A 21,939-nucleotide genomic window follows, 5' to 3' on the forward strand; every position below is an offset into this window, starting at 1 on the left:
ACCACTGCTAGAAACCGCCCCTCGTCCGCGGGGGCGGCGGAGATCAGCGTGACCGAGGCCACGGTGGTCGCGAGTCCGGCACCCAGACCCATGATCGTGAGGGCGGCCGCGAAGGCCGGGTAGCCGAGCTCGGTGAACTGCTGGAAACCCCAGGGCAGGGCCATGCCGGCGGCCAGCACGACCAGTCCGGGGCCGAGCACGTGACGGATCGCGAAGCGCTGCATGAGGGTGGGGGCCGCCATCGAGGCGCAGATCAGCGCGAGCGGCGCCGGCAGCAGGCGCAGGCCGGCCTCGAGCGGGGTGTAGCCCTGGCCGTACTGGAACCACTGCGTGACGAGGAACAGGATCGCGCCCATGCCCATCATGGGCAGGAAGATCGCGGTGGCCGCGACGCTGAAGGCGGGCTTGGTGAAGAGCCGCACCTGGAGCAGCGGGTTGTCCACGCGCAGCTGGCGGCGGACGAAGACGGTCAGCGCCACGGCGGCGAGGACGATCAGGGCCCAGGGCAGCGGGTCGAAGACACCGCTCTTGCCGAGCTGCTTGATGCCGCCGGCGAGGGCGAGCATGCCGACGACGGACTGGCCGACGCCCCACCAGTCCCAGCGGCCCGCGCTGCGCGGGGAGCGCGATTCGGGCAGGTAGCGCACGCCGGCCGCGATGATGAGCGCGGCGACGGGGAGGTTGAGGAGGAAGGCGGAGTGCCATCCGTAGTCCTGGACCAGCAGACCGCCGACGACCGGGCCGAAGGCCATGCCGCCGCCGAGGACGGCCGCCCAGACGGCGAGGGCGAAGGCGCGCTCCTTGGCGTCGGTGAAGACGCTGCGCAGGATCGACAGGGTGGCGGGCATGATGGCCGCGCCGCCGATGCCGAGCAGGGCGCGGGCCGCGATGACGTGCCAGGCCTCGGTGGAGAAGACGGCTGTGAGCGAGGCCAGCGAGAAGATGCCGAAGCCCGCCATGAGCAGCCGCTTGCGCCCCCAGCGGTCGCCGAGCGCGCCGGCCGTGACGAGCAGGCCGGACAGGGCGAGCGCGTAGATGTCGATGATCCACAGCTGCTGTACGGCGCTCGGCCGGAGGTCGCCGACGAGGGAGGGGAAGGCCACGTTGAGGATCGTGGTGTCCATGGAGATGAGCAGGAGGCTGCCGGAGAGGATCGCCAGGACGATCCACCGGCGGGGGTCCGGCACGGGGGTGTGCATGAGGTTCCGTTCAGGGGTGGAGCACGGTGCGGAGCGGGTCAGCGTGCGGGCGCCGGGGGTGGGGGCACCGCGCTGGTACGCGTTCCGCTGAGGAAGGAGGTGAGGACCAGCCGGCCGATCTGGCGGGGGGCGAGATGCCCGTCGCGCACGCCCTCGGCGGCCGCGTCGAGCAGGCCCCAGAGCGAGTACCAGATCCAGTAGGGAGGCAGGTCGGTGCGCAGGCGCCCCAGGCGCTGGCCGAGGGCGAGGAAGGCCAGCGCCCGCTGGTCCTGGCGGTCCACGCCGGCCCGGAACTCCGGGTCCGCGAGCACGGTGGCGTCGCGCGAGGTGAACCCGTACAGGTGGGCTGCGGGCAGCAGGGCCACGACCAGCTCTTCCAGCGCGGCGTCGAAGGCCGCCCCGTCGGCGGTCTCCGCGAGGTCGGCCGGGGCCAGGCATGCGTCGACGACGTGGATCGCGCGGACGGCGACGGCCTTCAGCAGGGCCTCGCGGGTCGCGTAGCGGCGGCTGAGGGTGGCGCGGCTGGTCCCGATTCCGGCGGCGATCTGCACCATCGAGGCGCTGTGGTCGCCGGCGAGGACACGCGCGGCGGCGTCGAGCAGTTCTTCTTCGTGCACCATGACGGATGAGCCTCCTTCGCCTCGAACGATACAAATTTGTCTCACTCGAAGCAAATTTGTTGCACCACCGCCGGCGACGACGCCGTTCGCTACCGTGGGGACGACCATCCCCGGAGAGGCACCCGTGACGGACAAGACCGAGAACACCGCCGCGATCGAAGCGGCGGCGAAGCACGAGAAGTGGAAGGAGAACGGCGTCGCCCTGCGCGCCTTCTTCTGCATCTTCGGCACCCACGTCTTCGCCGGTTTCGTCTGGCTGCTCTTCTACCTGGGCGAGCACGCCCGGAAGTAGGCCGGCCGGGGCCGCGCGCGCAGGCCGCGGGCGGTAGGTGCAGCATGAGGGAGTACCGCCCGGGTGCCCGCCCGGGCGGGCATCGGGCACATCCACCGCGGAGGGGCCATGCGGGACGACGGCAAGGGCGAAGGCAAGGGCGAAGGCAAGGGCGAAGCCGGGGACGGCGGCAGGGATGGCGCCAGGGGCGAGGGGAAGGCCGGCAGGGCGGGAAACGGCAGGAACGAGACCCCCGAGCAGCGTGCGGACCGGCAGTGGCAGGAGCTGGTGCAGGAGATCCGTGTCGCCCAGACCGGCGTACAGATCCTCTTCGGCTTCCTGCTGACGGTCGTCTTCACCCCGCAGTTCCACCGGCTGCCCCAGACGGACAAGACGATCTACGTCGCCACCGTGGTCCTGGCGTCCATGGCCACCGGCGCACTCATCGGCCCCGTCGCCTTCCACCGCATCGTCAAGGGCCGCCGCATCAAGCCCCAGGCCGTCGTCTGGGCCTCACGGCTCACCTTCGCGGGCATCGTCCTGCTGCTCGCCACCCTCACCGCCGCGCTCCTCCTGGTGCTGCGCGTGGCCACCCGCAACGCCGTCGCGCCCTGGCTCGTCACCGGCGTACTGGTCTGGTACGTGCTGTGCTGGTTCGCCCTGCCGCTGTGGGCGCGGGCCCGCTACACCAGGAAAGGCTGACGCCGGCCCGGCCCTGCCGCCCTACTCCCCCGAGCGGGCGCGGGCGCCCGAGCGGGTGCGGGCGGCGGTCTTGGCCCGCTCCGGGTGACGGCGTACGTACTCGTGCTCCAGCTCGTTCATCCGCTTCGTATGGGTGACCAGGGCGTCATCCGACCCGTGCAGCAGCGTCTCGTGGCGCGTGCGGTGGATGGCCTCCAGCTCCTTGAGCAGCCGGCCCTCCTCCAGGTTCTGCGCCGATGGACCGTCGTCGTGCTCCGGCATGACCCGTGCACCTCCTCCACGCCCCAGCGGGCTCTAGCGGGTGTCCGCTTCCATCATCCCCTCCACCCCGTCCTTCCGCCGGTAGGGCAGCGGCGCCGTGTACCGGCCCGGCACCGTGCGCGCGAGGTGCGGCGGGGTGGCGGTCGGGGGCTGCTTGTGCACGAAGGCCCGGCGCAGAGCGTGGTACGGGGCGTGCGGGTCGCGGAAGATCTGGCGCATCCGGGCCAGTTCCGCCTCCCGGTAGGCGGCCAGCGGCCTCTCGGCCTCGTCGCGGTCGCGCTGTGCCTTCTTGGCGGCGATCCGGGCGGAGGTGGCGGGCAGAGCCGCCAGCCGGGCCGCGAGCCGCGCCGTCTCGGCGGCGAAGGCCTGGGGCGCGCAGGGCACCGTACGGTCGACCAGCCCGAGCCGGTGCGCGGCCTCGGCGCTCAGCGGCAGGACCTCCGCGGTCAGGCGTTCCGCGACGCCGGTGCCGGCGCGCCGCGGCAGGGTGTACGTCCCGTACGCGCAGACGTCGAGGCCCATCAGGCGGTGGTGCGGGTTCAGCACGGCCCCGGAACGGCACCAGACCTCGTCGGCGGCGAAGGCGAGCATGGCCCCGCCGGCGGCGGCGTTCCCGCCGAGGGCGGAGACGACCAGGCGGTCGGTGGTGGTGAGGACGGCCTCGACCAGGTCGTACAGGGCGTTGGCGTTGGCCCAGGACTCCTCGGCCGGGTCGGCGGCCGCCTCGATGATGCCCAGGTGCATGCCGTGAGAGAAGAGGTCGCGGCCGCCGCCGAGGACGAGGACCGCGGTGGGGCGGGCACAGGCGATCCGGTAGGCGTTCAGCAGGCGCCGGCAGTGCGCGGTGCTCATGGCGCCGCCGGGGAAGGAGAAGCCGAGGAAGCCGGTCTGCCCTTCCTCGCGGTAGCCGATGTCGGACCAGGTGCGGCGGCGCGGGTCGGTGTGGAGCGGAGCGGGGTGCTCCCGCAGCGGGGGCAGCCGGTCGCCGAGCGCCACGGTGGCGGGCAGTTTGGGGGCGGCGGGCTCTCCCGGTGCGCGCGCGGCCCGGAGTTCGGGGATCCAGACGGCGCCGTCGACGGTGGCCCGGCAGACCGCGCCCGCCCGCGTGGCCAGCAGCTTCCCGGGGCGGCCGCGCAGGCGGTCCTCGAGGTGGCCGCCGTGCAGGTACCACTCGCCGCCGAGCAGTTCGTCCCGTACGCCGCCCGCGTCACTGCTGCCCTGCGTCGCTGCTGCTCCGCGTCACCGCTGCCCCGCGTCACCGCTCGCTGCGTCACCGCTCGCTGCGTCACCGCTCGCTGCGTCACCGCTCGCTGCGTCACTGCTGCCCGGCGGCTCGGGCCCGGCAGTTGCGGGCGACCTCGGCGGCGAAGGCGCGGCCGGGCGGGGCCAGGGCGGACCAGCGGCGGACCGCCCAGCCGACCGCGAGGGGCGGCAGAGCGGGGATGGGGACCAGGCGGATCGGGCCGTCGGTGCCGGGGACGCGCCAGCCGGGGAGCGCGGGCACGACGGCATGGCCCAAGCCCAATTCGGCCAGGAGCAGGGCGGTGTCCCAGTCGGCGACGCTGGTGTCGGACCGTACGCGGATGCCGGATTCCGCGAGGGCGGCGTCGAGGTGGGCGCGGGAAGCGGAGTTCTCCGGAAGCCGGATGTGGCGGATTCCGGCGAGGTCGGCGGGGTCGATCCGGGAGCGGGCGGCGAGGGGGTCGTCGGCGCCGACGGCGAGCACCCAGGGCAGTTCCATGACGGGGCGCTGCTCGATGCCTCGGACCGGGCCGCCGATGGTGATCCAGGCGAGGTCGAGGTCGTCGGCGGCGAGGGCGTCGAAGCAGCTGCGGCTGGAGTTCTCGGTCTGGAACTCCAGGCTGACCCCGGGATGCCGGCGGCGGAAGGCGACAACGGCCTCGGACATGAAGTGCCGGACGGTGGTGGCGCCGGTGGTGACGCGCACCGAGCCGCCGTCTCCCCGTACGAGGTGGTCCAGGCGGCGCAGGGCGCCGTCGAGGCCGGCGATGCCGTCGGCGGCGGCCGCCTGGAGGATGCGGCCGGCTTCGGTGGGCACCACCCCGCGGGCGTGGCGTTCCAGCAGGCTCGCCCCGGTCTCCTTCTCCAGCCGGCGCACGTGCTGGCTGACGGCCGACTGGGTGCGGCCGAGGTCGCGGGCCACGGCGCTGAGGCTTCCGGCGCGGCACACGGCCACGAACACGCGCAGGTCGTCGAGGGTCACGAGACCCAAGATATCTCTTGGGTGAGGTGCGCAAATCGGAGGATTGACTTGGGTGTTGGGGAGGATCACGATCGGTGCAGGGCTCGGGCGGCAACCCGCTCCGGCCTTCGCCACAGGGATCCGGACCCCGGCGGAGGCGGGGACGGGTGTCGACCCACCACCGCCCCCGAAAGGAGGGTCCCGTGCCGGACCAGGTCGTCGCATGGCTCCGGGAGCTCGGCGCGAGCCGCATCGAGCACCCCGGCGGGACCCTCCTCGCCCACCTGGTACGGGTCCGGGACCTGCTCGGCTCGTGGGGAGCCCGGCCCGCGCTCCAGCGGGCGGGCCTGTGCCACGCGCTCTACGGGACGGACGGGTTCGCCTCCGCCCTGCTGCCGCTCGATCGGAGGGCCGAGCCGGCCGCGGTGATCGGCGTGGAGGCTGAGGAGATCGTGTACCTCTACGCCGCCTGCGACCGGGCGGCGTCCTATCCGTCCCTCGCCGACCGGGAGGCGGCCTTCCGGGACCGGTTCACCGGCCGGGTCCACTCCCCCGCGGTTTCGTTGCGCCGTGACCTCGCCGAGCTGTCGGCGGCCAACGAGCTCGACCTCGCCCGGACCGACCCGGCGTTCCGCGCGGCGTGGGGAGCCGAACTGCCGGCGTTGTTCGGCTCGTTCCGCCCGGTGCTGAGCGAGCCGGCCTGGCGGGAGTGCCAGGCCGTGCTCGGCGGCTGACCGCTGTCAGGGCGTGAAGGTCCAGCGCTGGGCAGGGGTGTTGTCGCAGGAGGTACGGGTGAGCGGGGTGCCGTTGGCGGTGGCGGAGCCGGCCGGGGTGAGGCACTGGCCGGCGTTGCGCAGGGTGCTCTGGGGGCCTGCCTGCCAGGTCTGGCCGGCGCTGCCGTCGCAGGCCTGGATGCTCACGCGGGAGGCGTTCGCGGCGTCGAGGCAGACCCCGGCCAGGCCGGTGAGGCGGCCGTCGGGCTGGAGGGTCCAGCGCTGGTTGGGGCCGCCGTGGCAGGTGTACAGGGTGGGTTCGGTGCCCGGGGTGGTGGCGCTGTGCGGGAGGTCCACGCAGGTGGCGGAAGCGGCGTTGACGAGGGTGGCGTCAGCGGGGAGCGGGGCGGGGCGGCCGGTGAGGGTGATCTCGGCGGCGCTGGTCCAGGGGCCGCGGCCGCCCGCCTCGGTCAGGGCCTTGAGGCGGAGGTAGCGGCCCGTTCTGGCGGCCAGCGGGACGTTCTTGGCCGCCGAGGTGTCGGCGAAGGTGCCGGTCGCCACCGGGGTGCCCCAGTCGGCGGTGGTGTCGGAGAGGTAGACCTCGTAGCCGCCGATGCGGCCGTTGACGCCGCCGTCCTGGCGGGGCAGGTAGCCGAGGCCGTCCACCGCGTAACGGGTGCCGAGGTCGATCTGGATCTCGTGCGGGAGCGCGGCGGGCTTCCCGGAGGACCAGGCGGTGTGCCACATGGTGGCCGGGTCGCCGTCGAAGGCGTTGACGGCGGCGCCGTTCTCGGCGCTCGTCTCCTGGCTGTCGGCGAAGGCCAGGGACCAGCCGGCCGGGGGGATGGGTGAGGAGGAGGGCAGGGGCTGGGCCGGAGGGACGGTGGTGCCGACCGCCGAGATGCTGAACGCGCCCGACTTCGCACCGGTCTTGATCCAGAGGACGCCGGACCGGTCGGACGGGTCGAAGAACCATCCCGTCGCGGCCGCGTCGTAGGCGGCCTTGGAGGTCAGGCGCGCCAGGGCGGCTCCGTCGGCCGTGAGGGCGGTGGGCGCGGAGGCGACGTGGAGGGTGAACTCGTAGCCGCGGGAGGCCGGCTTTCCGGTGTAGCTGCCGGTGGGGGCGGAGACGGAGACGTTGACCGTGCCGGAGCCGGCCGTGGGGGCGGTGACGTCCACCCGCTGGCGGGCGTAGGCCCCGGACTGGTGGGCGCGGGTGAGGCCGTCGTCCTCGTAGAGGCTGAAGGAGCCGGCGCCGCGCGGGTGGATGTCGTAGGTGAGGGTGGAGACGGGCTTCTCACCGGTGTGGTTCATCTGCGGCCACATCGGCACGATGCCGCCGCCCTTGACGAAGAGGGGCAGGGTGTCGAGGGGGGCCTGGTAGCCGTTCAGCCAGCCCGGACCGGCGTACGTCTTCCCCGTCCAGTAGTCCGTCCAGCTCCCGGCGGGGAGGTAGATCCCGTCGCGGACGGAGGTGTCCGAGACGACGGGCGCAACGAGGAGGGAGTCGCCGGCCATGAACTGGCCGCTGGTGAGGTTCCCGCGGGCCACCGGGTCGTCCGGGTATTCGAGGACCATCGCACGGGTGCTGGGGACGCCGGTCTCGTGCGCGACGCGGCTCATCGTGTACAGGTACGGCATCAGCCGCATCTTGAGCTGGAGGTACTTGCGGTTGATGGACAGGTAAGGCTCGGCGAAGCGCCAGGGCTGCTTGTCCTGGTATCCGGCGGACGGGTTGGTCGCGCCCCAGCCGGACATGGTCATGAAGGCGGGGGTGAAGGCCTTCCACTGGAGGTCGCGGGTGTAGGTCTTGGGGCTGCCGCCGAAGATGCCGTCGACGTCACCCGAGGCGTAGTTGAGGCCGGAGAGGCCCGCGCCGGTGATGGCGGGGACGTGCCAGCGCATGCCGTCCCAGGTGCCGTTGGTGTCGCCGGTCCAGACGACGGCGTTGCGCTGGGTGCCGGCCCAGCCGTCGACGGTCCAGACGTAGCGTCGGGCGTCGGAGTTCTTCTCGATGCCGTCGACGGCCTGCTGGACACCGTTGAAGGCGTACTTGTAGCCGCTGCCGATCCAGGCCACGTCGGTCTTCACGCCGCGGCTGCCGGCCGTGCCCACCTCGTCGGCGATGGAGCCGAGGCCGGTGGAGGTCCACAGGCCGGTCTGGAAGCCCTTGGCCTTCAGCGCGTCCACCGTGGACTTGAGGGGTGCGGTGTAGCCGCAGCCGTAGCCGTCGTTGGGCAGGAACCAGCCCGAGGGCATGTCGGCGGCGCGGGCGTCGGTCGCGTAGCCGACGACATCGGGGGTGGTCTGGTGCCGGAGGCGGTTGTGGTCGCCCTGGTAGTCGGGGTTGGAGGCGTTGAAGCAGTCGGCGTTGCCCAGTTCGAAGCCCCACATCGGGGCCATGAACGGCTTGCCGCTGACGTCGGTGTAGGCGTCGAGCACGCCTTTGAGGGAGTCGCCGGTGAAGTACCAGGCGTCGAAGCGCTTCTCGTCGTGGGTGAGGGTGGAGGGGGCGTTGAAACCGTACGAGCCGGGGGCCCAGGTGTTGCGCATGACGCCGTAGCCGTTGGTGGACATGTAGAAGGGCGCAGGGCTGGCGTTGTTGTTCTCGCGCCACTTGTTGTCGACCGCGACGGGGACGGTCTTGCCGCGCAGGGCCCATTCGCCCAAGCGCAGGCCGGTGCCGTAGAACTGCTCGTCCGCGCCGCGGGCGAGGTACTGGGTGGTCTGGCTGTTGGTCCAGCTGGTGGGCTGGGTCTCCTGCCAGACGAGGGTGGTGTTGTCGGCGCGGTAGACGGAGAACTGGAGGGGCGATTTGTGGACCCGGATGGACAGGGCTCCGGTGGTGATCCGGTAGTAGGCGCCGGCGTCGGAATAGCTCGTGGTGACGGAGCCGAAGTCGGTGGTGGGGGCGAGGTCCGTGCCGGCCGGGTCGTTGGTGAAGGCCCCGTCGGGCGAGAGCCAGAGCCGGAAGATGTCGGCGCGGGCGACGACCACGCGGGCCTTGGCGCCGCTGGAGGCGGTGACGGTGAAGGTGTTCCCGGTCTGGGTGAATCCGGTGACCGTGCCCGCCGTGGCGGTGGCCCCGGCGGGGGCCGCGGCGGCGGGTGGGGCGAGGGGTCCGGCGGCGGCCAGGCCCGCTACGGCGAGGGCGGCGGCGAGCAGGGCGGCGAGCGGGGAGCGCCGCCGCCGCAGCGGTGCCCGGCGGCGGCCTTGGCCCTGCCCGCGGCCCTGCCCGCGGCCCTGCCCGCGGCCGGGGCCGCCGCCGGGGCCGCCGCCGGGGCTGCTGGCGGGGCTGCTGCCGGGGCTGTTGCCGGGACTACTGCCGGGACTGCTGCCTGCGCTGCCGTACCGGCCTGGGCTCCTGCGGATGCTTGGCAGTCTCATGGGGCACTCCTCGTGCGGTCCGGATCGCGGACACATCGCTTTGGCATGCGCCTGGCAAGATAGCGCTCCATGGAGGCGAATTGAAGGAAGTTGCTCGAAGTTGCTTGTCATCAAGCAGCTTTGAACACCCGTCAGCTCGACGGTCCCGCCGGAGGCGCGACGCAGACCGCCCGGGGACCGCCTGGCCGGAAGCCGACCTCCCCACCGGGGAGGAGCGGCGCTTCGCGCCGTGCGGCGAGGTGATCGGGACGGACGGCGCCACGACGCCGGCACCGACGCGGGCCTGGCCCCGGGCACCAGCCGCCGGCGGCGCACCGAGACGGGCGCGGGCCCTGGTCGAAATCCCGACAGAACAGGCTCTGGCCTGCGCACACGCGTCATTGTCAGACCCCTGCGCAAAGATCTCGGCATGACGACGACCACTGCTTCCGCCCTGGCCACCCGTGACGAGTACGCCGATGCGATCGGCGCCGCCCTCAGGGCGTCGGCCGCCTACTACGGCTCCGGCGAATCCGCCCTGGACGATGCCTCGTTCGACCTCCTCCTCGGCTTGATCAAGGCGTACGAGGAGCGGTACCCGGAGCACACCGACCCCGCCTCGCCGACGGGGAAGGTGGCCGGCGGCGCCGTCCCGGCCGGGGACGTCCCGCACACGGCGGCGATGCTTTCGCTGGGCAACGTGTTCGGCCCGCAGCCGGCTGGTGCAGTTGGTCACCCGGGGCAACGGGACGGGCGGCGAGGACGTGTCGCACGCGATCGGGACGATCGCCGGTCTCCCCCGGGAACTGGCCACTGACGCCTCCTTCGAGGTGCGTGGCGAAGTGCGGCTGACGGCGGAGCAGTTCGAGCGCGCGAACGCGATACGGGCCGAACACGGGGCCGGACCGTTCTCCAACCCCCGCAACGGCGCGGCCGGCACGCTGCGGGCCAAGGGGCGCCCGTACACGGTGGAGATGAGCTTCTGGGCCTTCGGCGCGGTCGAGCTCGACGGCGGCACCGCGCTTGCGGGCGCCGGCCACGCGGAGGTCATGGCCCGCGTCGCGGCGGCGGGCATCCGCACGGCGGCCGACACCCCCGCCGGGCTGACGGTGGTGGACACCATCGCCGGGGTGCAGGAGCAGGTCGACCGCATCGCCGCACTCCGCGCCCGCCTGCCCTTCGGGATCGACGGGGTGGTCGTCAAGGTGGACGCCCTGGCGGAACAGGCCGCGGCCGGCACCGGCTCACGCCACCCGCACTGGGCGACCGCGTACAAGCTGCCGGTTCTGCCGCAGCTTTGAAGGCAGTGTTCTTTGTTGAGGTCCACTTTGAATGCCCAGCTCTGGCGGGCAGCTGAACTACGGTCTGTAGCAACACCTCTGTTGCACTTCTCGGGCTGGGTGGACTACGGACGCGCGAACCTCGTTCCCTCCGGCAGTGCACCCTTCCGCGACAGCAGGCACCGCGCGCCCGAGGAACCCGCCCGCACACCCTGGCCGGTGGCGCTCACCCTCACGGCCGCCACGGCCCTCGGGCTGCTCCTCGGGTTCGCGCCCCAGCTCGTCCTGTCCATCGCCGGCGGTTAGCCGCGTACGTGCAGCCCGAAACCCGTGCGGCCCGCGGGCTCCAGCCCCTCCTTCAGGTGCAGCGAGGGGATCTCGTAGTCACCGAAGTTCTGCCGCCGGAACGCGATCGGCTCGGTCGACTCCAGGGTGAGCAGGCGCTCCTCCCAGGCCTTGGCGACGTCCTGGTAGTCCTCGCCGGTCATCCGGTCGGCGCCGTACTGCACGAACGGCGGCAGTGCCTCTATGCCCGGGTAGTAGAGGATGCCGTGGTGGATCGGGAACAGCAGGTCGTCGATGGGGCCGTTGATCCCGCGAGCGGCGTAATGCGACTCCGGGCCGCCGACGGTCACCGACAGCAGAGCCTTCCTGCCCGCGAGGGTGCCTTCGCCGAAGCGCTCGCCGTACTTCGTGTCGCTGTGCTCGCCGACGCCGTACGCGAAGCGGTAGGTGAACACCCGGTCCACCCAGCCTTTGAGGATCGCGGGCATCGTGTACCACCACAGCGGGAACTGGAAGATGATCGTGTCGGCCCACAGGAGCTTCTCCTGCTCGGCGAGGACGTCCGGGGTGAGCGTCCCGGCGTTGAAGGCCCGGCCCGAGTCCGCGGCGACCTTCAGTGGACTTGAGGCGGCGGGGCCGTAGTCCGCGGCGTCCACGACCGCCTTCCAGTTCATCGCGTACAGATCGCTCACCCGCACCTCGTGCCCGGCGGTCTCCAGCGTGGACACCGCGAGGTCCTTCAGCGAGCTGTTGAGCGACTTCGGCTCCGGGTGGGCGTGGACGATCAGCGTCTTCATGGGAACTCCTTCGGATCGGATGCCTTCGATCCTGGGCTCCGCGGCGCCCGGCGTTCAGGGGCGCCTCTTCCGTCGGACGGGACTTCCTGGTACTGGCAGGGCCACCTTCACGGGGCAACACCGAGGCCATACTGGGGATATGAACGATCTTGCAGGGTTCCTGCGGACCCGGCGTTCCCGGGTCGACCCGGCGGCCGTCGGCATCCCCACAGACAGCCGCCGCCGGGTCGAAGGGCTGCGCCGCGAAGAGGTCGCGCACCTGTCCGGAGTCAGCGTCGACTACTACGTACGCCTGGAGCAGGGCCGCGCGACCCAGCCCTCCGAGCAGGTCCTCGACGCCCTCGCCCGCGTCCTCGGCCTCGACGAGACCGAACGCGGGCACCTCTACCGGCTCGCCCGGCAGCGCCGCCGCCGCGCGAAGGCGCCGGGCGGCCGGGTCCGGCCGGAGCTGCTGCGCGTCCTCGACCTGGTCGCCGACGCACCCGCGCTGATCATGGACCACCGCCTGGACGTGCTCGCCGGGAACCGCCTTGCCGGGCTCCTCTACGGCCGGCCGATGCCGGGCCTGAACACCGCCCGGCACATCTTCCTTGAGGAGGCCGAGCGCGGCCTTTACGCGGACTGGGAGAAATGCACCCTCGACGTGGTCGGGCACCTGCGCCTGGCCGCCGGCAAATACCCCGAGGACCCCCGCCTGGCCTCGCTCATCGGCGAGCTGGCGATGGGCAGCGAGCGCTTCCGCCGCCTCTGGGCCCGCGCAGACGTGCGCGCCCGCACACATGGCCGCAAGGCGTACCGGCACCCGCTGGTCGGACTGCTGGAACTGCACCAGGAGAACTTCGCACTATCGGACGAATCAGGCTCGGAGCTGCTGGTGCTGTCCGCGGCCCCCGGCAGCCCCGCCGAGGACGGGCTGCGCCTGCTCGCGGGTCTGGGCGCGGACAGCGGTGACGCGCATGCCGCAGCGAACGCTCGGGTCCGCGAGTAACTCAACAACGCCCACCCACCGCCGGGAACGCCTCAACACTGACGGCTTTCCGGTCCCCGGCCTACTTTGCGGCTGGTGACACGATTCTTACCGACACCCCAATGCAGGCCGGCTCGCGGAGGAATCAGCTCCTGAAGCCTCAGGAAGCAGTCATCACAAGATTGCCGACAGGGCCGAATGACGTAACCGTCGATGGGAGCGGTAGGTGCTGGTTCTTCAGGGCAGGCGTCGGGGCCGACGGGGCATGACTCGGACCCTGGCCGAGTCCTCTTCCTGGTCTGTCACCGACCGAAGTTCCAGGCTGAGAAGGTTGACCGCGGTCGCATAGAACTGAAGACGTTCTTCGAGGAACCGCGCATGCGCCTGCAACTCGGCGTACTTCTTCTTGAGCTCTTGGTGTTCGTCCTGTCCTCGAACGTGCGCGATCCGCTTGGTTTCTTCGGTAGCGGCTCGAGTCTGGAAGAGTTCCTTGAGGTCTTGATGTTGATGAGTCAGGTGCCAGCGTTGAACGTCAGCCTCGATAGCCAGTTCTGACCGCCGACTGGAGAATCTGTTGCGCCAGCAGGCCAAGCACCTGCACGTCCAGGCGGCGAACTACTGCTGGTTCCGCGACCCGTCCAAGGCCCTGTGCCTGAAGCTGGCCGGCACTCCCGGCGCGGACCGACCTCTGGCAGGCATGTGCGATTCGGCTCGCTGCCCGCAAGCCACACACCACCCCTGCCACCTGCCGGTATGGCAGAGTCAGGCCGCCAACCACAAGGTGTTCCTGGCCAAACCGCGCTTCCCGAAAGGCGAGAAGACCCGACTCATGCCGGAGTTGGAGCGGGCCCAGCGGGTGGTAGACGAGATCATCGCGGCCAGCGCGGCCGGAGGGGAATGAGATGGCCAGGATCAGCGACGAGACCCGCACCCGCAACGAGCAGGCAATCCGCGCGGCGATGGACCGGCTCCTGCGTGGAGACCTGCCGTCCGGAGGCAAGACCGACCTCAAGACCCTGGCCGCCGAGGCCGGGGTGACCCGCACCGGCTTTTACCCGAAGAAGAACCGCGACGGCACCACCCGGCCCGGCCCCTACCAGCACCTCGCCGAGGAGTTCGAACGGCGCCTGAATGCCCTCCAGGACGCCGGGGAGATCGTCGACCCCAGAGACGGGCAGATCGCCCGCCTGAAGGCCGACAACGCCGATCTGCGCGAGCGCCTGAGCCGCCGGGAGGCGCGGATCGCGGAGCTGACCGAGTTCCAGACCCTCTCGCTGTCGCGGCTCGCCGCCCAGCACGACGAAATCCGGCGCCTTCGCCAGGCCTTGGAACACCCGGAGAGCATCACGACCCTGCGCGTGCGGGCCCGGGTCGACCCGAACCGGCCTCCCCGATAGGGCCGCTCTCCGGCGGCGGGCCGTGAAACCTGCTGTCCGACCCAGCCGGACCGGTCGGCCGCAACCCGGCGGCCGACCCGTTGATGGGGCTCTTTGAATTTCCCCACCCGGTACTCGGGTGTTGGCCAGACCCGCTCGCGGTAGTTCCCCACGCTGGAACAGGCGGTGGGTACACCGATGGCGAGAGCGGAGGTCGCCGCTGAGCGGGTTGGGGAGGAGAGCAGCTACCTATGGCCTACCTGACAAATGATCATCTGGCGGGTTCGTGGGACCAGGAGCGCGGCCAGGGGTCGGCCTCGACGCAGAACCGCCGGCTCGCTGGATACGGAGAGCGAGCCGGTCGGCGGTTGCCCGGCTGTCGATGGCCTCGTCTCTGATCGTGCGGAGGTCGTGAGTTCGAGCTCTGACCAGGTAGACGGTCGGCTTGGTGACGCCCCGAGGCCGCCTCGCGGGTTTGAGCCCGGTGCCGCGACTGACGAACCTGGCGAAGAGTCGTGTCCTACCGGCTCGAGGCGCGGCCAACCGCCCCCGCTACGTCCTACTCCTCCGGCTCCCAGGCGCGGAGCAGGTCGAGCAGCCCTGCGTCTCCGTCAACGTGCAAGGAGTCGGCCGGGATACGGTCGTACAAGTAGAGGACCAACTCACTGGCCGTGCCATGGATGGAGGCGCCGGCTGCGTCCGAGTCCTCGCCGGTCGCGGCAGTGGGCGCGGGGATGCGGGTGGAGCGTGCGCCGTCGCCGTCGACCGTGAGGCGCCAGGAGTGGCCCTCGGCGGTCTGGAAGTCGAAGGCCGTGGGCTTGTGCGGCCAGGCGCTGGGCGTCGCGACGCAGGTGAACAGGAACTCCTCGACACCGTCGAGGGCGACCTCGGCCGGCAGCGGCTGCGGGGCGCCCGCGGCGAGCTGGGCGTCGTAGGTGTGCACCGCGCTCTCCTGGACCCGGTGCCGGGCGACTCCGCCAGAGGTCCGCGGCGTCTGCAGGGCACTCCACCACGCCCAGCAGCCGGCGTCCGGGCCCGCCTCCCGCAGGGCGCTCAGCAGAAGCTGCGTCGACGCGGCCAGCCAGGCCAGCAGGGCCTCACGCTCCCGCGGCACTTCCAGAGCGGCGCGCGCAGCGGTGGCCTCGGCCGGGGGAGCGTCGGCAGGCCCCGCGCCGACGATGGCGGCCCAGAAACGGTCTCCCCCACCCAGGTGCTTCACCAGATCGAACAGCGTCCACTCGGGGCAGGTCGGCACCTGTGCGTCGAGACTGGGCGCGGAGGCGACCGCGGCGCGGAAGGCGGTCGACCGTTCATCGATCAGTCGCAGCAGGTCAGGGAACTCAAGATTCTTTTCCACGCCGGATGTCTATCACCGTGCTCCGGTGATAGGACAGCGATTTTCACAGTCGCCGCCGGTTGGCCATTGCGGACGTCGTCCTCGCCTCCCACCGCTCGGGTGACAAGCTGCGCACTGCTGCGAGGACGCTGGTGGTGGCGGTACGCCCGGCGTCGGGCCTGTGGGTGCTCTGGCCTCGCCGCGCGGCCGGGCACCTCGGCGACGTGACGTCCACCCGGTGCGCGCGGTCATGCTGCCGCTCGATGTGATGGACGCGGAGGTCACGACGGCGGGGGAGGACCGGTCGGGTCGGGAGTTCATGTCACGCCAGGAGAACCGGCCGGGCCGGGTCCGGCGGGTCCAGCGCCGCCTGGGCGCCGGCGGGGGCCGGGGACACCGGCCACCCGGCAACCCGACGACCCGACGACCCGACGACCCGAGCTTCCACCGCAAGGCATCGCTGTTGCAATGGAACAATTGTCACGAACTGGGAAGACAGTCATTTCAGCCATGCGAACCGTTGATAGCCGGAGGAGCCCCTGCCGGGGCTTCCGCGCGGTTGGAAGCCCCTCACGTCCAGCGGAAGGGCGCTCTTGCCGCCGTCCGGCCAGACGTAGCGAAGCGGGCGCGGCACTGTCGGATCGGCCGAAGGCCGATGCACCCGCCACCCAGGGTGTGACCTCCGCCACTCCAATGGCCCTCGCATGCCGGTGCAATGCGACATGCGCAGACAGGGAGGCGCCTCGGGCCGCGCCGAACTGACTGCCACTCAACGAGACATGATTACTGCGGGACACGGCGTGTGCCGCGATACCGGGGGATGTCATCCCGCGCGTCGAGGCCCCGGTGGTGGAGCTGCGCACCGGCGCGGAGCGTCCGATCGAGCCGCCGGCCGTGTGCCCGGGGTGCGCGGGGGAGATAGACCGCTCCCAGGAGCGGTGGCGCTGCGCGCAGCCGGCCGACTGCGGGCGGATCGCGGCGATCCTGTACGCGGCCGGGCGCGACCAGCTCGACATCGACGGCCTGGGTGAGCGGTACGTACGGGCGCTGGTGGAGGCCGGGCAGGTCCGGGATGTGGCAGATCTGTTCACGCTGGACCACGCGCGGCTCGCCCAGGCCGCCGGGAGCGAGAAGCGGGCCGCGAAGCTGGTGGAGCGGATCGAGGCGGCGAAGGCCCTCCCGCTCTCCCGGGTGTTCTGCGCGCTCGGCATCCTGGGGACCGGGCGGGGCATGTCCCGGCGGATCGCGCGGCACTTCGGGACCATGGAGGCCGTCCGGGCCGCCGACGCGGCCGCGATGACCGCGGTGGAGCTGGTGGGCGCCACCAAGGCGGCCGGGATCGTCGCCCAGGTGGCGGAGCTGGGGCCCGTCATCGACAAGCTCGCCGCCGCCGGGGTCAACCTGACGGAGCCGTCGGCCGCAACTGCCGGCCCCGGCGACGGCAGCCAGAACGGGGACGGGGAGCGCGAAGGGCCGCTGGCCGGTCAGACCGTGGTGGTCACGGGACGGATGGCGGGCGCGCTGGCGGCGTACGACACCCGTGACAAGGTGCGCGAGCTGATCGAGCGGGCGGGCGGGAAGTCGGCGAGCGGCATATCCGGGCGGACCACCCTCCTGGTGGCGGGCGAGAAGGCGGGCGGCAAGGTCGCCAAGGCCGAGGAGGCCGGGATCGAGATCCTCGGCGAGGAGGCGTTCGCCGAGCGGATCGCCGCCTTCCTCACCCGCTGACGCGCTGGTCGGCTCCCGCGGGGGTGACGGCCAGGACGGGCGGAGCCGGGGTGGACCACCGGTGGCCGCAGGGGTCGAAGACCAGCACCACCGGCTGTCCCGGCCGCTGGCGCCAGGAAATGCGTTCCGGCGCGCCGTAGCACACCGGACAGCAGGGCAGCGGGCTGGGCCCCGGCAGGCGGCCGGGTGCGGCCGCGAGGGGCGTGGAGTGCGGATCGCGCATGGGGGCTCCCTGGTCGTGCCGTTGGGCTGATGGCACTGTGCCATGGACGGGCCCTTGTCCGCACGGGCGAATCATCCAGTGTTTTGGCTGGTCAGAGGTGGGGTCGCCAGGGGGATTCCGGTCTTCTTGCGGGCACTTGGTGATCAACCGCGCCTGCCGCCGGCCTCCACCAGGCCCGATTCGTACGCCGCGATGACCGCCTGGGCGCGGTCGCGGACGCCCAGCTTGCCGAAGATGCCGGTGATGTGGTTCTTGACCGTGGAGACACTGATGTCCAGGTCCAGGGCGATCTCGGTGTTGTCGAGGCCGGTGGCCAGCAGCTGCCAGATCTCCAGCTCGCGCGGGGTGAGCTCGGGCGGGACCCCGGCGGCGGCCGGCCGGGCGCGGGCGGAGGTCCGTACGTAGGTGGACAGCAGCCGGGTGAGGAGCCGGGGCGCGACGGCGGCCTCGCCACCGTGGACGATGCGGACCGCGGCGCCCAGTTCCTCCGGGGAGATGTCCTTGGGCAGGAAGCCGTAGGCGCCGGCGCGCAGGGCGGCGACGACGTACTCGTCCATGTCGAAGGTGCTGAGGGCCAGCACGCGGGTGCCGGGGAGCGTCCGGGCCAGTTCCGCGGTGGCCTGTACTCCGTCGAGGACCGGCATCCGGATGTCCATGACGACCACGTCGGGCCGCAGTTCACGGGCGAGGGCGACGGCCTGGGAGCCGTCCTCGGCCTCGCCCACCACCTCCAACTCCGGGTCGGGTGCCAGGATCAGGGCCAGGCCCCGCCGGACCAGCGGCTGGTCGTCGGCGATGAGCACGCGGATCATCGGTGTCGCTCCCCTCCCTCGCCGCCCCCGGCGCCTCCCGGGACCGGGAGCCGGGCCGCCACCCTGAATCCACCGCCGTCGACTGCGGCGGCCTCCAGGGTGCCGCCCTGCAGGGCGACGCGCTCGTGCATTCCGAGCAGACCGTACCCGGGGGCCGCCGCGGGCCGCGAAACCGGCGGCGGGGCGCCCGCGCCGTCGTCGCACACCTCGACGGCGACCTCGTCCTGTCGATACGTCAGCCGTACGTGGGCCCGGGCCCGTCCCGCGTGCTTGCGGGTGTTGGTCAGCGCCTCCTGCACGATCCGGAAGAGGGTGAGGCCCACGCTGGGCGGCAGCGGGCGGACCGGCCCGTCGACGGTGAACTCCGTCTCCGTACCGGCCAGCCGCGACTCGTTGACGATCCGCTCCAGGTCGCCCGTGCCCGGCTGGGGCGCCGGAGGGGTCTCCTCCGCCTCCTCTCCGGCCCGTAGTACGTCGAGGAGTTGGCGCATCTCGCGCAAGGCGATGCGCCCCGACTCCTCCAGGGTGACCAGCGCCTCGCGCGCCGCCTGGGTGTCGTGCGCCAGGTTGGCCCGTGCGCCGCCGGCCATCAGCTGCATGGCGGTGATGTGGTGGGCGACGATGTCGTGCAGTTCTCGGGCGATCCGCCGGCGTTCCTCGGCGACCGCGCGCTCGGCCTGCAAGGCGTGATGGGCCGCGACCTCCCGCTGCCAGCGGTTCACGATCAGGGCCGCGCCGATGACCAGGGCCCCGGCCACCGCGTTGGCGGCGACGGACCAGGCGGAGGGCAGCAGCATGCCGCCCTGGCCCACCGAGGGCATCGGGACGGTCACGAGGAAGGCGCCCACGACCACGGCGGGACGGCACATCCTGACCACCGAGTAGAGCGCGACGGCGAGGCCGAGCGGGAAGTGCGGTAGCACGTCCTGGAGGGCCAGATTGGGCACCACCCCCAGGGCCAGCACCGCCGCGAGCACGGCGACCGGGTGGCTGCGCCGGGCGAGCAGGCACATTGCCGCCACCACGAGGGCGCAGGCGGCCGAGAGGGTGAGCGGCATCCCCTCGGACTGGGTGCCGACCGAGAAGCCGAGCAGGTCCACCGCGGCGGCTCCGATGGCCACCAGTGCGTCATTGCGCGTCCAGCGCAGCCTGTCGGCGCTTTTACCCACGCTGTCGTCCATCCCTGCCCGGCCCTCCCCCGCCGGCCGGCCTCCCGCCGGTGCGGGGGCGGTTCGCGCCGGTTCCTGATGATCCATTCTGACAGCCGGGCCCTGCGGTGCCACCGCCCTGGAGGCCGGTACCCGACCAGGACCAGGGTCCTGGGTCGGGGCCGCGGTCCGGACCCTGCTCCCGGAATGCGGCTCCTCCCCTGCCCCGACGATTCGCGGGCCGGGGGCTGATGGTCTGGAGATCCGCCGGGGACTCCCGGTGTCATGTCACACAGACCGGAGGATTCACGTGATCCGCGCCCTGACCGGATTCTCGACGAGGAGTCCGTGGAAGGTGATCGCCCTGTGGACAGTGCTGGGCGTCGCACTGACCTTCCTGGGCCAGGCGCTGGTGTTCCGCGCCACGCAGAGCAGCGCCGGCGATTTCCTGCCCGCGACCTACGATTCGGCCGCCGCCCTGAAGGTCGCCGAGGAGAAGTTCGGGGCCGAGCCGGGCGCCAACCCGCTGACCGTGCTGGTGGCCAGGCCGGACGGCGCGCAGCTGGGGGCCGAGGACGAGCGGCGCATCGACGAGGAGGCCGCGAAGCTGGCCCGCCACCGGATCGCCATGCCCGAGTCCGAGGACGAGCTGCCCTTCGCCCAGGACCATTCGCAAGTCCCCCGGATCAGCCCGGCGATGACGGCTCCCGACCGGACGTTTCGTCTGCTGGCCGTGGAGCTGACCGGGAATCCCCAGGATCCGGGGATGCAGGGCACCTACCGGGCCTTCCGCGACCACGCCCGGGCCCAGTTCGCGGAGGCGGGGCTGCGGACCGGATTCACCGGCGGGCTCGCCGACAGCGTGGACAGCGCCGATGCCGGGAAGACCCGGTCCCAGGTCATCGGCATCGTGATGCTCGCGGTGATCGTGCTGCTGCACGTGCTGGTGTTCCGCAGCCTGCTCGCCGCGCTGCTGCCGCTGCTCCTCGTCTCCATCGTCGGCGGCGCCGCGACGGGTACGGTGGTCGGCGTCGCGATGCTGACCGGGACCGACCTCGATCCGTCCACCCCGCAGCTGATCAATGTCGTCCTCGTGGGCATCGGCATCGACTACTTCCTCTTCCTGCTCTTCCGCTTCCGAGAGCAGTTGCGCCTGCGGCCCGAGCAGTCGGGGCGCGCCGCGGCGGCCGAGGTCGGCGGGCGCGTGGGGACGGCGGTGACCTCGGCGGCGCTGACCATCGTCGCCGCGTTCGCGACGCTCGGGGTGGCCTCCTTCGGCCAGTTCCGGGTACTCGGTCCGGCCATCGCCGTGGCCGTACTGGTGATGCTGCTCGGCAGCCTCACCCTGATGCCGGCTCTGCTCGCCGTCACCGGGCGCAGGATGTTCTGGCCCTCGCGCGGCTGGAAGCACGATCCCCGCGGGGGCTGGGCCGCCCGGCTGGGCGAGCGCCTGGCGCGGCGGCCCCTCGCGGCCGCCCTGGTCTGCGTGGCGCTCCTGGGCGCCCTGGCCGCGGGAGTCGCCGGGATGCGGATGGACTACGGGTCCGGCGGCGCGGGTGGCGAGCGCACGGCCGCCGCGGCCACCGCGGCCGAGATCTCGCGTGCGCTGCCCGCCGGGGTGTCGGACCCGATCAGCGTCTACGTCACCGCGTCGGACGGCGTACCGCTGACGGCCGAGCGGGTCGGTGCCCTGTCCGGGGCGCTGGCCCGGGTGGACGGCGTGGGCCGGGTCGCCCCGACCGTGCTGAGCGAGGACCGGCGGGCGGCGCGGATCGACCTGTTCCCGAACGCCGGTCCGAACGGCCAGGAGGCCCGCGATCTGGCCTCCGGGCCGGTCCGGCAGGCGGTCGCCGCGCACCGGCCCGCGGGCACCGAGGCGCATGTGGGGGGAACCGCCGCGGTGTTCGCCGACATTTCGACCGCCGTGGACAAGGACCTGCGGCTGGTGTTCCCGGTGGCGGCGGCGCTGATCGCGCTGATCCTGTTCCTGCTGCTGCGGAGCCTGCTCGCCCCGCTGATCCTGATGCTCGCGGTGGGGCTGGGGTTCGCCGCGACGCTGGGCGCCTCGACGCTCGTGTTCCAGCGGGCGCTGGACCAGCCGGGTGTGGGGTTCACGCTGCCGCTGGTGCTGTTCCTGTTCGTCGTCGCGCTGGGCACCGACTACAACATCCTGGTGAGCGACCGGATCCGGGAGGAGATGGAGCGGCCCGGTCCGGCCCGCGCGGCGGTGGCCCGCGCCGTGCGGCACACCGCGCCGGCCGTGGCGACGGCCGGACTGGTGCTGGCCGCCTCCTTCGGGAGCCTCGCCGTCAACCCGGCCCCGGCGACCCAGCAGATCGGCTTCGCGACGGCGCTCGGGATCGTGCTCTCGGCCTTCGTCCTGTCGATCGTCCTGGTGCCCGCCTGCGCGGCGCTTCTGGGCCGGTCCCTCTGGTGGCCGTCCAGGCCCCGGCCCGCCGCGCTCCACGACGGCCCGCCGCGGACCGGTCCGGCGGAGGCACCGGACCGCGTGCTGGTGCGCTGACGCACCGCCCGGACGTGCGAAGGCGCCGGCGCGCGCAGGACCGTAGGGGTCCCGCGCGCACCGGCGCCTTCGCCGTGGTCGTAGCCGTGCCGTAGCCGTAGCCGTAGCCGTAGCCGTAGCCGTAGCCG

Annotated in this window: 22 protein-coding genes and 1 pseudogene; 12 read left to right on the forward strand and 11 right to left on the reverse strand. The window is 72.5% G+C overall.

Features of this window, described 5'->3' with window-relative positions; genetic code table 11:
- Both J7E94_RS21595 and J7E94_RS35475 read right to left on the reverse strand, forming a co-directional pair.
- Positions 1 to 1,199: MFS transporter (locus tag J7E94_RS21595; RefSeq protein WP_215017906.1), on the reverse strand; the 1,199-nt coding region annotated here is incomplete at its 3' end.
- Positions 1,200 to 1,237: 38 nt separating this feature from the next.
- A complete protein-coding gene (locus J7E94_RS35475) occupies positions 1,238 to 1,819 on the reverse strand; it encodes a TetR/AcrR family transcriptional regulator (protein WP_215017908.1) in 582 nt (193 codons plus the stop codon).
- Between the two features lie 124 nt (positions 1,820 to 1,943).
- Between J7E94_RS35475 and J7E94_RS21605 the strand changes: the two genes are divergently transcribed.
- Positions 1,944 to 2,111: a DUF6126 family protein gene (locus J7E94_RS21605; RefSeq protein WP_215017910.1), complete on the forward strand. Its 168-nt coding sequence runs from the start codon at positions 1,944 to 1,946 to the stop codon at positions 2,109 to 2,111.
- Positions 2,112 to 2,219: 108 nt separating this feature from the next.
- Complete coding sequence (locus tag J7E94_RS21610) at positions 2,220 to 2,792, forward strand: DUF6328 family protein (RefSeq protein ID WP_215018052.1); 573 nt, start codon at positions 2,220 to 2,222, stop codon at positions 2,790 to 2,792.
- Positions 2,793 to 2,813: 21 nt separating this feature from the next.
- Here J7E94_RS21610 and J7E94_RS21615 read toward each other — a convergent pair whose 3' ends face one another.
- From J7E94_RS21615 to J7E94_RS21625, 3 genes and pseudogenes are all read right to left on the reverse strand, one after another.
- On the reverse strand, positions 2,814 to 3,053 hold the full coding sequence (locus J7E94_RS21615) for a DUF6158 family protein (RefSeq protein WP_215017911.1): 240 nt from the start codon (positions 3,051 to 3,053) through the stop codon (positions 2,814 to 2,816).
- Between the two features lie 33 nt (positions 3,054 to 3,086).
- A pseudogene (locus tag J7E94_RS21620) lies at positions 3,087 to 4,253 on the reverse strand (enoyl-CoA hydratase-related protein); the annotation flags it as partial.
- A gap of 115 nt (positions 4,254 to 4,368) precedes the next feature.
- Complete coding sequence (locus tag J7E94_RS21625) at positions 4,369 to 5,277, reverse strand: LysR family transcriptional regulator (protein ID WP_308345416.1); 909 nt, start codon at positions 5,275 to 5,277, stop codon at positions 4,369 to 4,371.
- 182 nt (positions 5,278 to 5,459) lie between these two features.
- Here J7E94_RS21625 and J7E94_RS21630 point away from each other — a divergent pair, with 182 nt between their 5' ends.
- Complete coding sequence (locus J7E94_RS21630; RefSeq protein WP_215017915.1) at positions 5,460 to 5,990, forward strand: DUF6817 domain-containing protein; 531 nt, start codon at positions 5,460 to 5,462, stop codon at positions 5,988 to 5,990.
- 6 nt (positions 5,991 to 5,996) lie between these two features.
- On the opposite strand, the gene J7E94_RS21635 is transcribed toward J7E94_RS21630, so the two are convergent.
- A complete protein-coding gene (locus J7E94_RS21635; RefSeq protein WP_215017918.1) occupies positions 5,997 to 9,356 on the reverse strand; it encodes a TIM-barrel domain-containing protein in 3,360 nt (1,119 codons plus the stop codon).
- A gap of 409 nt (positions 9,357 to 9,765) precedes the next feature.
- Here J7E94_RS21635 and J7E94_RS34785 point away from each other — a divergent pair, with 409 nt between their 5' ends.
- The 3 genes from J7E94_RS34785 (at position 9,766) to J7E94_RS21645 (ending at position 10,921) form a co-directional block, all read left to right on the forward strand.
- Positions 9,766 to 10,152 carry a hypothetical protein gene (locus J7E94_RS34785; protein WP_251057028.1) on the forward strand — a complete coding sequence of 129 codons (387 nt, stop codon included), beginning with the start codon at positions 9,766 to 9,768 and terminating at the stop codon, positions 10,150 to 10,152.
- Complete coding sequence (locus tag J7E94_RS34790; RefSeq protein ID WP_308345417.1) at positions 10,100 to 10,636, forward strand: hypothetical protein; 537 nt, start codon at positions 10,100 to 10,102, stop codon at positions 10,634 to 10,636. The genes J7E94_RS34785 and J7E94_RS34790 overlap by 53 nt, the downstream gene beginning before the upstream one ends.
- An 81-nt stretch (positions 10,637 to 10,717) precedes the next feature.
- Positions 10,718 to 10,921 (forward strand): hypothetical protein, encoded by a 204-nt coding sequence (locus J7E94_RS21645; RefSeq protein ID WP_215017921.1) that lies wholly within the window; start codon positions 10,718 to 10,720, stop codon positions 10,919 to 10,921.
- On the opposite strand, the gene J7E94_RS21650 is transcribed toward J7E94_RS21645, so the two are convergent.
- Positions 10,918 to 11,697, reverse strand: a complete 780-nt coding sequence (locus J7E94_RS21650; RefSeq protein WP_215017923.1) for an NAD(P)H-dependent oxidoreductase — start codon at positions 11,695 to 11,697, stop codon at positions 10,918 to 10,920. The two genes, J7E94_RS21645 and J7E94_RS21650, sit on opposite strands and share 4 nt — an antisense overlap.
- Positions 11,698 to 11,836: 139 nt before the next feature.
- Between J7E94_RS21650 and J7E94_RS21655 the strand changes: the two genes are divergently transcribed.
- The 4 genes from J7E94_RS21655 to J7E94_RS21670 all read left to right on the forward strand — a co-directional run bounded on the left by J7E94_RS21655 (position 11,837) and on the right by J7E94_RS21670 (position 14,061).
- On the forward strand, positions 11,837 to 12,685 hold the full coding sequence (locus J7E94_RS21655) for a helix-turn-helix transcriptional regulator (RefSeq protein ID WP_215017925.1): 849 nt from the start codon (positions 11,837 to 11,839) through the stop codon (positions 12,683 to 12,685).
- 357 nt (positions 12,686 to 13,042) lie between these two features.
- Positions 13,043 to 13,219 (forward strand): hypothetical protein, encoded by a 177-nt coding sequence (locus J7E94_RS21660; RefSeq protein ID WP_215017927.1) that lies wholly within the window; start codon positions 13,043 to 13,045, stop codon positions 13,217 to 13,219.
- Positions 13,220 to 13,238: 19 nt separating this feature from the next.
- A complete protein-coding gene (locus J7E94_RS21665) occupies positions 13,239 to 13,565 on the forward strand; it encodes a hypothetical protein (protein ID WP_215017929.1) in 327 nt (108 codons plus the stop codon).
- Position 13,566: 1 nt separating this feature from the next.
- Entirely contained in the window at positions 13,567 to 14,061 is a 495-nt protein-coding gene (locus tag J7E94_RS21670; protein ID WP_215017931.1) for a hypothetical protein, read from the forward strand.
- A 538-nt stretch (positions 14,062 to 14,599) separates the two neighbouring features.
- On the opposite strand, the gene J7E94_RS21675 is transcribed toward J7E94_RS21670, so the two are convergent.
- Entirely contained in the window at positions 14,600 to 15,397 is a 798-nt protein-coding gene (locus tag J7E94_RS21675) for a maleylpyruvate isomerase family mycothiol-dependent enzyme (protein ID WP_215017933.1), read from the reverse strand.
- An 828-nt stretch (positions 15,398 to 16,225) separates the two neighbouring features.
- Here J7E94_RS21675 and J7E94_RS21680 point away from each other — a divergent pair.
- Positions 16,226 to 17,104, forward strand: a complete 879-nt coding sequence (locus J7E94_RS21680) for a helix-hairpin-helix domain-containing protein (RefSeq protein WP_308345418.1) — start codon at positions 16,226 to 16,228, stop codon at positions 17,102 to 17,104.
- Here J7E94_RS21680 and J7E94_RS21685 read toward each other — a convergent pair.
- The 3 genes from J7E94_RS21685 to J7E94_RS21695 form a co-directional block, all read right to left on the reverse strand.
- Positions 17,094 to 17,327 (reverse strand): hypothetical protein, encoded by a 234-nt coding sequence (locus J7E94_RS21685; protein ID WP_215017935.1) that lies wholly within the window; start codon positions 17,325 to 17,327, stop codon positions 17,094 to 17,096. The genes J7E94_RS21680 and J7E94_RS21685 overlap by 11 nt on opposite strands.
- A 143-nt stretch (positions 17,328 to 17,470) precedes the next feature.
- A complete protein-coding gene (locus J7E94_RS21690) occupies positions 17,471 to 18,139 on the reverse strand; it encodes a response regulator transcription factor (protein ID WP_215017937.1) in 669 nt (222 codons plus the stop codon).
- The gene (locus J7E94_RS21695) at positions 18,136 to 19,320 is read right to left on the reverse strand and encodes a sensor histidine kinase (protein WP_215017939.1); all 1,185 of its coding nucleotides are present in this window, start codon (positions 19,318 to 19,320) and stop codon (positions 18,136 to 18,138) included. The genes J7E94_RS21690 and J7E94_RS21695 overlap by 4 nt, the downstream gene beginning before the upstream one ends.
- A gap of 277 nt (positions 19,321 to 19,597) precedes the next feature.
- On the opposite strand from J7E94_RS21695, the gene J7E94_RS21700 reads away from it, so the two are divergent.
- On the forward strand, positions 19,598 to 21,811 hold the full coding sequence (locus J7E94_RS21700) for an MMPL family transporter (RefSeq protein WP_215017941.1): 2,214 nt from the start codon (positions 19,598 to 19,600) through the stop codon (positions 21,809 to 21,811).
- Positions 21,812 to 21,939 lie beyond the last annotated feature (128 nt).

Source organism: Streptomyces sp. ISL-94 (assembly GCF_018614075.1).
Classification (GTDB): Bacteria; Actinomycetota; Actinomycetes; order Streptomycetales; family Streptomycetaceae; genus Streptomyces.